The following is a 12,866-nucleotide window of genomic DNA, read 5'->3' as shown; positions in this document are numbered from 1 at the left end:
GGCGCGGGCCCCGCCGGTCGGGGGGGCCGCCCGGGCGCACCCCCCCCCCGCGCCCCACACCTCCCCCCCCCTGACCCCCCCCCCGCCCCCGCCCCCCCCCCCCCCGCGCCCCCCCCCGGCCCCGGTGCGGTGCACACCGCGCCGCCACCCGGCGACCGCACCCCGGCCGGCATCGAGCCGGCCCGGCTGCGTCCGCGCCGACCGGCCGGAGGCGGCCTCGGCCGTACGCCCCGCCGCCGTACGCCCGACCGCGGCGCGCGGCCGCCCGGAGCGTCCAGCGCCCGCCGCGCAGCCAGGCCGCGCCGGGAGCGGCATCGAGCCGCTCCCGGCGCGCACACCCGCCTCGCCCCGTCCCGAGGGTGCGGGGCACCCGACCCCTGCGAACGAAGGCCCACGTGAAGAAGACCCCGCTCGGCATCCGCTTCACCAGCGGATGCGGACACTCCTGGAAGCTCCGGCATGCCCGCTGGAGCGCCGCCTACCTGCGCGGAGCCCTGGCCGACTGCCCGGTCTGTGGCGAGTACCTCCTGATCGTCATCCCGGACGACGTGCCCGCCGACCGCGTGCCCACCGACGTCCACTGCCCCCGCTTCCACGCCCACCTCGCCCAGGTGACCAACGGGGACTGGCCCGCGGACGGCGCCGGTACCTGGGCCACGACGTTCGGCCCGCACTGACCCCTCGACGGCACCCCACCCACCCATGGAGCAGCACGACATGAGCCACACCCCCAACCAGAAGTCCGCCGCGGCCTTCCTCGCCCAGCTCCTCGACAACCCTCCGCCCTGGCTTCCCGAGACCAGCAGCTGGGAAATCTTCCGGGAGGACGACGGCCGCCACTCCCTCAACGGAGTGATCATCCCGGGACCACCCCCCGCGTCCGACCTCCTGCGCACCGCCGCGCACGTCAACGCCGGCTCCTACGAGGAGGGCCTCGTGCCGCAGGCCCGGTTCATCCTCGACGGCCACCCCATCACGCTCTACCACCTGGCGCCCCCGGCCCACCGGCCCGCGTCCAGCTGCACGGCCTGCGGAACCTCCCTGGAGGCGCCGGGTGTACCGCTCGTATGGATCGGGCTGGTGCCGCGCGCGATCTGCGTTCCCTGCCGCGACCGCATGCACCACGCCTTCCTTGAGGCAAACAAGCCGCGACGGAACCCGACCCGTTCGCGGAGTTGACCACCATCACCACATGAAGTAGAATAGTTAATGTCGGAACAGGGAGGGCAAGCCCCGGGCCGGACACCACACGCCACTCGCACCAGGAAGCGGCCGCACCGACGGCCGGGAGGTGCCCGTCAGGAAGGACGCAGCCGTGACCGCCACCACCGTCAACGGGATCAAAGTCCTCGAATCCGAGCGCATCGAGGCCCCGATCAGCACCTCCACGAACCCCATCTACTTCAAGCAGGCCCGCCGCCTCCTCCTCGCCGACGAGACCGAGCTCTACGGCTGCATCCACTGCGACTTCGCCGACACCAGGATCGGCGTCGTACGGACCCACCTCAAGACCCACCGCCCGACCAAAGCGCCCGCACCCCAGGCGCCAAGCAAGAAGCCCACCCGCGCCAGCGCCAAGAAGACGACCGCACCGGCCACACCCGACCGCCCGGCCCCCGAGTCCCTGACGCCGGCCTCTCTCGCCTCGCTCAACCTCGGGCAGCTCGTCGAGCGAGCCCAGGCCGTCACCAAGACCACCAAGGAGCGCGACCTCGCCCGCAAGGAACGCGACGCCGCCCGCGAGGAACTGACCACGTGGATGGACCGGACCGCCAAGGCCGAGCGCAGCCTCGCGGCGATCCGCGCCGCCCTCGACGCGTAGCTGCCGGACACACCCACCACGCGCCGCCCGGCAGCCGGGCGGCGCACCCCATCACCCCTACGCCCCGGAGTCCCACCGTGCCCGAGCGCGCCATCATCGACTGGACCGGCCCCGACGGACGCCCCGAAGCCCGCCTGTACTCCCGCTGGTCACCCCCCGCCCAGCAGATCCCCGCCCTCGCCGACTACCTCGCCGCCGCGCCCCACCCCGGGGCCTGGACCCTCGCCTCCTACCGCGCCTGGGTCAGCGAACACGCCCCCCACCTCATCACCGCCGTCACCAGCCCCACCGCTCCCGAGCCCGCCAGTGCCATCGACTACCGCTACACCGTCCAGACCCATCCGCTCCGCGTCACCGCCCGCACCCACCGGCCGGACTGCCCCGACACCGTCCTCACCGCCGACTCCCCCGGCGAACTCTTCGCCACCGCCGCGCAGCTCCTCGCCGCCCAGGCCCTGCGCATACGCGCCCTCGCCGAGGCCTTCCCCCGCCCCCCGTACGCCGCCTACCTCGCCAACCCCGACGCCCTCGAAGCAGCCGCCGTACGCCACGAAGCAGGTGCCGCCGCAGCCGGCTGGTGGCCCGACGACCACCCCCTGCTTGACCCCGCCCACTCCGGCCAGTAATTTAGTACACGTCGGAGATGGGAGGGTGAACCCGGACCGGCCACCACAACCACCGAACAGGAACGGCACCCATGACCACCACGCTCCCCCTGGCCCCAGACCCGACCAGCCACGTCCTGCACCAGGCCACCACCGCCGCACCCGCCGTCGCCCTGGCCGTCGCCCACCTGAGCACCTGCTCCCACCTGCCCCAGTGGCACACCCGCCCCATCACGCTGCCCCCGGAGGTCCGCGAACACCAGCAGCAGGCCCGTGCCTTCCACGAAGCCCTCACCACCAGCCGGTGCACCTGCCTGCACGGCCTCCCCGAGCAACTCCTCGCCGACGTCACCAAGCGCTGGGCCGACGCCCTGGACGCCGGAGCCTGGTACGGGCAGTCCGCCCACCGCTCCTCCCGCGAAGTACGCGACCACAGCCGCCGCCAGTACGACAAGGCCATCACCGACCTGATGGCCCTCACCGACTGGATCACCAGCGGCACCGCCGCCCACACCGCCCGTGGCACCTGGTAACCCGCCACCCACCGCCCCACACCACCCCGGACACCCTGAGGAGCACCACCCACATCCACAACACACCACCAGACGCAGCCGACGACGGACGCGGTGTTCCCGTACACAGGTACGAGAACACCGCACACCCGCCGTCGGCCTCTCCGCGTATCCGCCCCAACCACCAGCCTCAGCACCACCACCGCAAGGAGCACCCGCACATGAAGTCCCTCGACGAAGTCAAAGCCGCCTTCGCCCTCCTGCCCGAGCGCGTCACCCTCAAGGACATCGCCACCGCCACCGGCCGCGAACTCGACTCCGTCCGCAACTGGGTCTACGACAAGACCGCCGGCTTCCCCCCGGACATCCCGCCCCCCGGCACCCGCGGCACCCAACTCCGCGACCGCGACCAAGTCCTCGCCTGGTACGAGAGCCAGCCCTTCGCCGCCGACAGCACCACCGGCGGCCCCCGCAACGTCGCCGAGAGCGCGCGCAGGGCCCGCCCCCGCAAAGCCAAGATGGACACCAAGGACCTCGCCCGGACCCTCGGCATCACCGTCCGCGGCGTCAACTACTACGCCTCCGCCTACAGCGCCGACAAGAGCGAGACCCCCTTCCCCGAACCCGACGAGAAGGGACAGCGCGACTGGCCCGCCGTACGGACATGGATCCTCGAGAACGCGGAACGAGACCGTAAGCCGTCCACCCCCTCGACCCGCGACGACCGCGGCCTCACCGCACGCGAGCGCGAGGTCCTCGAGATCGTGCAGGCGGCCGACGCCGAAGGCCAGGACGTCACCCCCCAGTGGCTCGCCGACAAGCTCGGCGTCAAGTCCGTCGACTCTGCCCGCAGGCTCCTGCGGGCCATCGAGAAGCACCGCGGGTCCGCCGCGGCCAAGATGATGCGCCCGGCCGCCCTCGCCGAAGCAGCCGGCACTACCACCGACATGCTCAAGTACTACGCGAAGACGTTCGGGCCCGACCGGGCCGACCCCTTCCCCCCGAAGAACGCGAACGGCGAACGCAACGTCGACGACGTGAAAGCGTGGATCAAGCGCCGGCGGAACGCCCAGGCCCAGCGCGGATCCTGAGACCCGCGCCCGGGCAGCAAGCAGCCCCCGACCCCAGCACCATCGGTGCCACGGGGCCGGGGGCCTCTTCGCGTCCGCGCTACGCCGCCGGAACGCCGACAGCCTGCTCCGCCGCGCCAGCGTCCGCGCCCGCACCGGTGGGCTGTACCGCACCGGCCGTCTCCGGCGGGCCCTCAGGGGCCGGGCCGCCACCGGTAACCGGGACCTCCCGCACCGGCTCCCGATGTCCTGCAGTCGCTTCGCTCGCCTGGACACCGGTCGCTGCCTCCTGGCCGTCCTTGTCCTGGTTCAAGTACCGGCGTATCTCGCCCAGCGACAACCCCAGCTGCTCGGCGGCGTTCGGCTGACTCCCGAAGGCATCGACGGCCTCGACGATCGTCTTGCCCATCTCCCGCTCGACCACCGCCGTCTCCTGCGCCGCGTCGCTCTCGATCGCGGCGATCTTCCTCTCCTTGTCCTCGTCGATCGAGGCCAGCTTCTTCTCGTGCCGCTCGACCTGGTCCAGCACCTTCATCTGCTGCTTCTGCTGCTCCCGGAGCCTCTGCTTCCGGGACAGTGCTGCTTCGTTGCTACGTGACGTCATGCCCGGATCCTAAACCGGGTGTAAAGGCCAGACATGGGTCGCTACCTGCGGCAATGCTCACACCAGACCCCACCGCCCGACAGCGACGACCTCCACCCCGGCCACCGGCAAACCCCGTGGGCACCCTCAACACCCCCTTGCCCAGCCGGTACCCGTCCTCTCCACGCCAAGGCCCTCACCGCGCGCGACGCGGTACCTGCGCCGTCACGTCCGCGCGCGGCGGCCGACCCGGCAGCACCGCCGTCCCCTCCACCGAGGAGGCGAGCATCGGCCCTTCGGGGTGATGACCCCTCGGCCCCCGACCCGCGCGCACCGGGATGGTTCAGCGCTGCCCCGCGAGGTTTCCCGCATTTCACCGAAGGCCCCATGGGGCAATGGGCGTGCAGGCCGCTCCGCATCCCAATGAGCAAACGAGCCTGCGTTGCCGGGACGTCCGGCCGACTCGGGAAAGGACCGCACGTGAACACCGACCCTCTCGACCCACACCGGGCAGACGGTCCCCGTCTGCCCGTCCTGCTCCTCGTGGCCGTCATCACCGTCCTCGCGGCGCAGAGCGAGGCATGGGCGAGCGCCGCGGGAACGGCCACCACCCTCTACACCGTCATCACCTCCGACATCCACAACCGCAGGAGCCAGCCATGACCCGCACGAAGCCCTCCGCCATCGACCTCGCGCTGATCGCCGAGGCCGAGCGGCACGGAACCACCGTCACCGCAACCCAGCTGGAGCGGTGGCGCCGGCAGCTGTGGCTGGCCCACGCGAAGCACAGCCTCACCCCCCGGCAGCACCACCCGACTACGGCCCGAAGTCGTACGCAGGGTCATCTACCTGGCCGCCGTCTCCGCGCCCGGGCGCAGTATCAGCTGGGTCGCCTGGACGTTCTGGGCGATCGATGACACCCCCGAGTCCGCCGCCCGGCTCCGCGAGGCGCTCACCTGCGCCCTCAAGCGCCCCCTGGCCCGCGCAGGAGTCGCCATCGGGCAAGTCCCCGACGGGGACAGCGACGAGGCGTTCCAGGCGCGCGAGGACATCGCGGCCCAGCTCCTAAAGAACCGCCGCTCCCCGCGCCGCGACCTCGACGGGATCCTCCGCTCGTACGCCGCCGATGCCGGCGTGCAACTTCCCCCGAGCCGCACCGTGGCGAACATCTTCCACCGCGCCCTGACCGAGCCGGGCGCCCGGCTGATGGTGGGCGGCGCCGCCGACGTCTCATTCGACGACGTCATGGACTCCTGGGCGAAGACCTGGCCAGACAACACCGAGACGATCGACCTGATCCGCGACGCCCACCGGGAGGCCGCCCTCAACGGGGTGGACCTCATGGCCCAGTCCCCCATGGCCGAGGGACTGACCGGCCTGGTGAAGGCGATCGAGCAGGCCGAGGACACCGCGCTGTGCGCGGCCGTCCGCGCGTGCACGAAGGCCTCCGCAACCCTGGGCACCCTGTGGGCCCGCGAAGAGGTCGCGGCGCGGTACATCCCCCAGCTGATGGGCGACATCATGTGGGACCAGTGGGTGCGGGTCGGAGGCCTCGCCCCGGCCGGAGCCGCAGGCGAGGCCGCGATCGCCATCAGCACCGTCCAGTACCTGCTCTCACCGCACTGGGCCCAGGACCTGCACCGCTACCAGCGACTGATGGAAGCCATGCTGGCCGCGCCGGCCGCAGAGCCATCCCTGTGACCTGAAGCGCCCCGTCCGTCAGTCCAGCAGGGTGAAGTCGAGATCGACGATGACCTGTTCGATCCCGGTCGCGTCGCCGTCGCAGAAGTTCTTCAGATCCCCCCAGAAGTCCCACCCGTCGAAGGAGTCATGGGGACGGAGCTTCAGCGCCGCGCGCGGCTCCCCCTCCTCTGGTTCGGTCTCCTGGTAGGCGTATCCGAGCCGGTCGAGTTCCTCCATGACCCTGCGGATGTCGGTCGACGACCTCTTGCTCCTCCGGGACACCTCGGCCGTGCCCAGAAGGTCGTCAGCCGCGACGAGGAAGGCCAGGAGGCTACGAGCCGACGGGGTCACTCCCGCGAGGCTGTCGGCAATCACCTTCACGTGTGCCACGTTCTGCGCCCTCTCCCCGGCCGTGTAGACGTAGCCGAGCTTCGCGTCGAACCCGCACATCGTGGCCGCGTAGTGCACGGTCGCCGCCCGCGTGTGGTCGGTGAACAGCGCCTCAATATGCTCGGCGGCCCGGCGGAACCGGTCCTCGTGCTTCTTCTTCATCCGCTGCAACTTGGAAGCCGGGTGCTCGTTGCGGCCCTGCGGGTGGTCGATGACGGTGTGATGGTTCGGGCACAGGAGCATCAAGTTGCTGGCCGCCCGCAGCGCGTCCTTGTCGAGGGCCAGAACCGGGTCGTGCCGCGCACTCGTCGGCTCGGCCCCGTGGATGTGTGCGACCTCACCGATGAAGAAGCCGTCCTCACGGATCAGCCGCTCTCCGCAGCCGGTGAAGGTGCACTCGTTACCGCTCAGAAGCCACAGCTCCCGGGCGACCTGCCCCAGGGCCACCTTCCGGTTCCCGGCGGCCTGCCTACGCGATATGGACACTGGCCAACCACGCCTTCTGATCAGCCTGCCGACGGCGCCCCTGCCGGGCGGGCCATCGGAGTCGTACCGGATAGGCGCCGGTCACCGGGTATCGGATGACGATGCGCAGGTTAGTTCCCGACCGCGCCCCCAGCTACCGGTTCCCGAACAGTCCACCCGATCAGGTACAGATCCAGACCCTCAAGAGCCTTACCCGAGCCCGATCCCACAACCTCTTCGTACCGAACCACCCCGCGTTCGCCACCGTCCACTCACAAACGATCTTCCACCCCTTCCACTGCTGCAACTTCTGTATCCCTCTCACAATCACCCCTTCACCCCTCTTCGCATCCACCCTCCCCACCTCTCTGACCCTCCTCTCCTACTCCATCCACTTCCTCCTGCTCCCCTTGTCTCACCTGCTCTTTCTCTACACATTGACATCTTTTCAAGATCATCTAGTCACACCATGTGCATTACCTTTGGCATATGCCCGGCGGGCTCGTAAGATCACCTTCATGTACCGCCCGATCACGCTCCCGCAGGCCACCGGCCAGGACGTGGTCAACGGGATCGCGGGGACCGTGTGCTGACCATTCACCCGGTCAGCGCGGGCATGGGTATCGACTACCTCTTGAGCACCGTCGCGAGCGATGACCGCACTCTGGGGGTCAGCGAGAACGCGGAGCACTGGGCAGCCGGAGCGGACACCCCCGGCTTCTGGATCGGCCAGGGCGCCGCCGCCCTCGGGCTCGCCGGTGACGTCACCCAGGCCCACGCGGACGCCTTGTTCAAGTACGGCGAGGACCCTCTCACCGGCGAAGCCCTTGGCCGCCGCTGGCGCCAGTACAAGACCGTCGAGGAGCGGTATACCGAGCGTCTGCGCCAGGAACCGAAGGCTTCCGAGGCCCGCAAGTCCGAGCTCCGCGCCCTCGTCGAGCGCGAGGGTGAGCGCTCCGCCAGGGCGGGCTGGGAGATGGTCGTCTCCCCCGTCAAGTCCTTCGCCGTTGCGGTCGCCCTGGCCGACGATGAAGGCCGCGAGCGGCTCCTGAAGGTCGAGGAGCGCGCCTTCCAGAAGATGTGGCAGCGCATCGAATCCAGCGCCGGCTACGCCCGCATGGGAGCCAACGGAGTCGCCCAGGTCCAGACCGACGGACTCGCCGCGGCCGTGTTCACGCACCGCTCAAGCCGTGCGGGAGATCCCGCCTTCCACCGGCACATCGCGATCAGCGCGAAGGTCTCCGTCAACGGGAAGTGGCTCGCGCTGGACGCGCGCCCCCTGCACCGCCAGCGCGTCACCTTCGGCGAGATGTACACCGCCGAGCTGGAGCGCGGCATGGCCGAGGAGCTCCGCATTACCGCCGTGGAGCGCGAAGACAGCCTCTCCTTCGACAAGCGGCCCGTCCGCGAGTTCCACGGTGTCAGCCAGGGTCTGATCACCGAGTTCTCCTCCCGCCGCAGGCAGACCGAAGGCCACCTTCGGACCCTGATGAAGCAGTTCCGTATCCGCGAGGAGCGGGAGCCGAACCGGGCCGAGTCCTACCGGCTGGCACAGGCCGCGGCCCTGACCGAGCGGCCCCGAAAGGAACTGCGCACCGAGGCGGACGAGCGGCAGATCTGGCGCGAGCGAGCCCGGAAGGCAGGCCTTTCCCACCCGGAGCGGATCGTCGAGCAGGCCCAGCGGGAGTCTTCGCGCGCGGTCCGCCGGACACCGGTGACGCCGGAGGAGTTCGCCCTCCAGACCCGCCGGGTAATCCGTCTGGAGGACATCCCCCACGCGGTCGTCAGCGTGCTGGAGCAGCAGCGGGAGACGTGGACGCGCCCCAACGCGGAGGCGGAGGTCATCCGTCATCTGGTCGCGGCCGGCTGGCATATATCCCTGGGTGAGCGCTACGACGCGGTCGTCCAGCAGCTGACCTCGGCCGCGCTGTCGCCCGCGTTGTGCGAACTCGTCGACATGCCGGACCTGCTGCCGGTGCCGGCCGACTACCGGCGCCCCGACGGGACCTCGCTGTTCCACGACGCCGGGTGCACGCGCTACACCTCGCACAACATCAAGCGGTCCGAACTCGAGGTCGTACGGGCGGCGAAGGAGACCGCGCCGGTCCTCGTCCTCAGCCGCGAGCAGATCGACGCCGCTCTCGAAGCGGGCGGTGAGGCGCGCGGCTTCACCCCCAGCCGCGAGCAGCTCGACATCGTCCACGGCATCTTCACCGGCGACCGCCGCGTCCAGGCCGTCATCGGCCGCGCCGGAGCGGGCAAGACCACGATCATGGCGCTGCTGCGCGAGGTCGGCGACGCCTACAACATCCCCGTCATCGGCATGGCCAACGGCCAGATCCAGGCCGACGTCCTCGGCGAGGAAGCGGGGATCCGCACGGAGAATGTGCGCCGCTGGCTGTTCATGAGCGAGCGGATCTCCCCCGGAGACAGGGAGTGGACGCTGCCGCAGGGCGCCATCGTCATCGTCGACGAGGCCGGGCAGGCCGCCTCCACCGACATGGCGGCCCTCCTGCGCCAGGCCACCCTCGCGGGCGGCCGCCTCCTTCCCGTCGGCGACCCCCTCCAGCTTGGTGCGCCCGGCCCGGGCGGTCTTCTCGCGCAGATCGAGGCGGACGCCGGCGCCCTCTCTCTGACCGAGATCCGGCGCTTCCGGGACCACGACGGCACCCTGCGCACCTGGGAGATCGAGGCCTCCAAGGCCCTCGCGGAGGGCGACTCCACCACGTCCTTCGAGGAGTACCACACTCGCGGCCGCATCCACTGGGGCAGCGCCGACGCGATGGCCGCCCAGGCGTACGAGGCGTGGCTGTCGGACACCGACGACGGCCTGGTCTCCATCCTCATCGCGCCGGACAACGCGACCGCCGCCGCGCTCTCCGCCCGGGCCCGCGAAGACCGTGTCACGGCCTGGATCGTCGACGACACCAAGACGGTCCAGCTCCGCGACGGCAACTCCGCGGGCAGCGGCGACCGCATCGTCACCCGCGCCATCGACCGCAAGATCCAGATCCGGGGCGGCCGCGGCTACGTCCGCAACGGCGACATGTGGACCGTCACGAAGATCCGGCGCGACGGCAGCGTCGTCGTGCGCTCCACCCACTCCAAGGCGCGCGCAGTCCTGCCCACCAGGTACGTCGAGGCGTCCGTCGAGCTCGGCTACGCCATCACCAAGGACCGCGCCCAGGGCCTGACCACCGACACCGCGCACGCGCTCTTCGACCAGAGCATGAACCGCAACGCCGCCTACCCCTCGGCGACGCGCGGCAAGTACGCCAACCACATGTACCTGGTTGTCACGCCCGAGATGGTGCCGATCGTCGGCGCCCCCGACCCGGTCCGTACCGCCCGCCAAGCGTGGGCGCACATCGTCGACCGGGACGGCACCACCCGCTCCGCGACCGTCGCCCAGCGCGAGTCCCTCGACTCCTCCGAGGCCCTGCACACCCTGGTGCCGCGCCTGCGGTTCACCATCGACGACATCACCGGCGAGCGCCTGGTCGCCCAGCTCCGCGACCAGATCCCGATGGTCGAGGCCATCGTGGAGTCCGAAGCGTGGCCTGCCCTGCGCGATGTCCTCTCCCGGATCGAGGCCGGCGGGGCCGATCCCATCGCCGCCCTCCAGCGGGCGATTCCCGCCCGCGACTTCGACGACGCCGATGACGTCGCCGCGGTGCTTCACTGGCGCCTGCACAACGACGACGAGGTCCTCGCCGCTCTCGACGCAGCGGAGAACCGTGTCCTCTCCGGCCCCCGGATCCTGGCCCAGCTGCACCTGGCCGTCCCCGAGGACGACGGCACCGAGAAGAGCGCCTACGCCCGTGACCTCGCCGAGGCCGTCACCGTACGGTCGGAGGAACTCGCCACCACCGCGGCGGAGGAGGCGACCCTCGGTGAGGGCTGGGCCGCCGCCTACGGGCCCTTCCCCCAGGACGCGGACGAGGCCGAGCAGTGGCGTGCCCGCCTCGCGTCCGCCGCCGCCTACCGCGACCTCGCCCAGCTCGCCGACACCACCGACCTCGGCCCCGCCCCCGCCGCTGGACCCGACCACCTGCGCCGCGTCTGGCGCGACGGACAGCCGCCCGTCGAGAACGCCGTCGCCACCGCCCGGGTGCTCGCTGCCGCCGACGCCGGGGCCCGCTGGCTCGACTCCCTCGGCCCCGTCCCCGACCCCGCAAGCCCGCTCCACCAGCTGTGGAACGACGCCGCCGTCGCGATCGACGTCTACCGCGAACGGTGGGACTACGGCCGCGAGGACCTGTCCCTGGGAGCCCGGCCCACCGAGCCCGTCCAGGCCATCGACTACGACCTCGCGCACCGTGCCGTCGAGGTGTTCCGTCAGGGCACCGCACCCCAGGGCGCTCCGCAGGAGAGCGCCCGGACCGAACTCCAGGCCAAGGTCCAGCGGGGCGAGATCGGCGCGATCCGCGCCGCCGACGCTGCCCGCGCCCAGGACGAGCTACACGCACGAAGCCGTGCCGCCGACGCCGCCGCACAGCAGGCCCACGACGCCCAGAACCGTGCCGAGTCGGCCCGCAAGGCATCGGCCGACCCCGAACGCCGCGGCGAGCACGACGTCCTCGCCGTACGGGCTGACCAGTTGGACGGGCTCGCAGCACAGGCCGCCGAGACCGCAGCCCAGGCACGCCTTCGCGCCCAGGAAGCCGAAGAAACTGCCCGCCGGCACGGCCCCCGCGCCCTGGAAGCACGCGCCGACCAGCGGGCCGGCCGCGATGCCGAACGTGCCCTGGACGCGCTGGGACCCCAGCCCGCCCCGGCTCGCCCCGCCTGGCAGCAGCGCCCCTTCGGTGCGCTCACCGAGCATGCCCTGGAGACCGCGGAGGCGTCCGCGCTCGCCCGCGCCCGCCTCGCCGACCAGGAGGCCACCGATGCGTACGCCCGCGCCGAACGCCTCGCAGCTGACCTCGCCCCGGGCGGCCGCATCGAGACCGAGGCCGCCCAGCGCAGCCGGCAGGTCGCAGCCATCGAGGACCTTCGCCGTACCCGTACCGACCTGACTTCCACCGAAGGCGACCGCGTACGCGCCGAAGGTGACATCGCCGCCGCAGGCGCCCGGCTCGAGGAGACGAGCCGGTTCAACCGCCCCCTTCTGCGAGGCGAGGACCGCCGCGTCGTCGAGGAGCAGCTCGCGCGCGCCACGCAGGACCGTGCGGCGGCCGAGCAGCGGGAGGCGGCCCTTCGCGGCGAGGTGGAACGCCTCGCTGCCCTCGCCGGAGACGAGAGCGGGCACGACCAGCTGCTGGAGGAATGGGCGCTGCTCGGCGGCAGCCTGGAAGCCGTCGTGGCCAAGGAGAAGGACGTCGTGGGGGGCGACGCGGACCGTGCCCGTACCCGCGGCGACGAGATGCGTCGCCGCGCCGAGACGCATCGCCAGCGCGCCGTCGGAATCCGCAGCGAGGTCGCCGTACGCCGTCTTCTGGACCCCGAGCAGATTCAGGCCGAGGACCTGGAGCGGTCGCAGGCGGCACGGGACGAGCAGCAGCAGCGGGCCGGTGATGCCGCCCAGACCGCCCTGCGTCAGCGGCAGGAAGACGAGCGGAACCGCCGCGACGGCCACCGGTACTGACCCTCACGGTGCCCCGGCCGGACACGGCCGAGCACTCCAGGGACAGCGATCGGTATGTGGCCCCGCGGCATGACGGGCGGGGCCGCCGCGGTCTCGGCCGGGGAGCGCGCACGAGCCCGGCTGCCGGACCTGGCTGTAGGGGATCCGAC

The 12,866-nt window shown here is 71.7% G+C and carries 12 protein-coding genes; 10 read left to right on the top strand and 2 right to left on the bottom strand.

The features are described 5' to 3' along the window. The first annotated feature begins 395 nt into the window (after positions 1-395). The 6 genes from AB0M99_RS32315 (at position 396) to AB0M99_RS32290 (ending at position 4,030) form a co-directional block, all read left to right on the top strand. A complete protein-coding gene (locus AB0M99_RS32315) occupies positions 396-677 on the top strand; it encodes a hypothetical protein (protein WP_365926804.1) in 282 nt (93 codons plus the stop codon). A 40-nt stretch (positions 678-717) separates the two neighbouring features. Next, a complete protein-coding gene (locus AB0M99_RS32310; protein WP_365926802.1) occupies positions 718-1,179 on the top strand; it encodes a hypothetical protein in 462 nt (153 codons plus the stop codon). A gap of 136 nt (positions 1,180-1,315) precedes the next feature. Further along, positions 1,316-1,822 (top strand): hypothetical protein, encoded by a 507-nt coding sequence (locus AB0M99_RS32305; RefSeq protein WP_365926800.1) that lies wholly within the window; start codon positions 1,316-1,318, stop codon positions 1,820-1,822. 77 nt (positions 1,823-1,899) lie between these two features. Beyond that, the gene (locus AB0M99_RS32300; protein WP_365926798.1) at positions 1,900-2,448 is read left to right on the top strand and encodes a hypothetical protein; all 549 of its coding nucleotides are present in this window, start codon (positions 1,900-1,902) and stop codon (positions 2,446-2,448) included. A gap of 71 nt (positions 2,449-2,519) precedes the next feature. Next, positions 2,520-2,960, top strand: coding sequence for a hypothetical protein (locus tag AB0M99_RS32295; RefSeq protein ID WP_365926796.1), 441 nt, complete (start codon positions 2,520-2,522; stop codon positions 2,958-2,960). A gap of 200 nt (positions 2,961-3,160) precedes the next feature. Next, complete coding sequence (locus AB0M99_RS32290) at positions 3,161-4,030, top strand: hypothetical protein (protein ID WP_365926794.1); 870 nt, start codon at positions 3,161-3,163, stop codon at positions 4,028-4,030. A gap of 79 nt (positions 4,031-4,109) precedes the next feature. Here the strand turns inward: AB0M99_RS32290 and AB0M99_RS32285 are convergent, their stop codons facing one another. Beyond that, a complete protein-coding gene (locus tag AB0M99_RS32285) occupies positions 4,110-4,613 on the bottom strand; it encodes a hypothetical protein (protein WP_365926792.1) in 504 nt (167 codons plus the stop codon). Positions 4,614-5,072: 459 nt separating this feature from the next. Here AB0M99_RS32285 and AB0M99_RS32280 point away from each other — a divergent pair, with 459 nt between their 5' ends. From AB0M99_RS32280 to AB0M99_RS32270, 3 genes are all read left to right on the top strand, one after another. Then, on the top strand, positions 5,073-5,255 hold the full coding sequence (locus tag AB0M99_RS32280; RefSeq protein WP_365926790.1) for a hypothetical protein: 183 nt from the start codon (positions 5,073-5,075) through the stop codon (positions 5,253-5,255). Beyond that, positions 5,252-5,509: a hypothetical protein gene (locus AB0M99_RS32275; protein ID WP_365926788.1), complete on the top strand. Its 258-nt coding sequence runs from the start codon at positions 5,252-5,254 to the stop codon at positions 5,507-5,509. Before AB0M99_RS32280 ends, AB0M99_RS32275 begins: the two co-directional genes overlap by 4 nt. Before the next feature lie 217 nt (positions 5,510-5,726). Then, entirely contained in the window at positions 5,727-6,293 is a 567-nt protein-coding gene (locus AB0M99_RS32270) for a hypothetical protein (protein ID WP_365926786.1), read from the top strand. A gap of 18 nt (positions 6,294-6,311) precedes the next feature. Here the strand turns inward: AB0M99_RS32270 and AB0M99_RS32265 are convergent, their stop codons facing one another. After that, on the bottom strand, positions 6,312-7,112 hold the full coding sequence (locus AB0M99_RS32265; protein ID WP_365926784.1) for an HNH endonuclease: 801 nt from the start codon (positions 7,110-7,112) through the stop codon (positions 6,312-6,314). Positions 7,113-7,716: 604 nt separating this feature from the next. On the opposite strand from AB0M99_RS32265, the gene mobF reads away from it, so the two are divergent. Beyond that, positions 7,717-12,717 carry a MobF family relaxase gene (gene mobF / locus AB0M99_RS32260; protein ID WP_365926782.1) on the top strand — a complete coding sequence of 1,667 codons (5,001 nt, stop codon included), beginning with the start codon at positions 7,717-7,719 and terminating at the stop codon, positions 12,715-12,717. The last annotated feature ends 149 nt before the right edge of the window (positions 12,718-12,866 follow it).

Source organism: Streptomyces sp. NPDC051183, assembly GCF_040682455.1.
Lineage (GTDB): Bacteria > Actinomycetota > Actinomycetes > Streptomycetales > Streptomycetaceae > Streptomyces.
This window is presented reverse-complemented; position numbering and strand designations above follow the sequence as displayed.

Excerpts from the sequence above, each read along its gene's own strand:
- AB0M99_RS32310 (WP_365926802.1), top strand. The coding sequence starts at position 718 with ATGAGCCACACCCCCAACCAGAAGTCCGCCGCGGCCTTCCTCGCCCAG.
- AB0M99_RS32295 (WP_365926796.1), top strand. The coding sequence starts at position 2,520 with ATGACCACCACGCTCCCCCTGGCCCCAGACCCGACCAGCCACGTCCTG.
- AB0M99_RS32290 (WP_365926794.1), top strand. The coding sequence starts at position 3,161 with ATGAAGTCCCTCGACGAAGTCAAAGCCGCCTTCGCCCTCCTGCCCGAG.
- AB0M99_RS32285 (WP_365926792.1), bottom strand. The coding sequence starts at position 4,613 with ATGACGTCACGTAGCAACGAAGCAGCACTGTCCCGGAAGCAGAGGCTC.
- AB0M99_RS32275 (WP_365926788.1), top strand. The coding sequence starts at position 5,252 with ATGACCCGCACGAAGCCCTCCGCCATCGACCTCGCGCTGATCGCCGAG.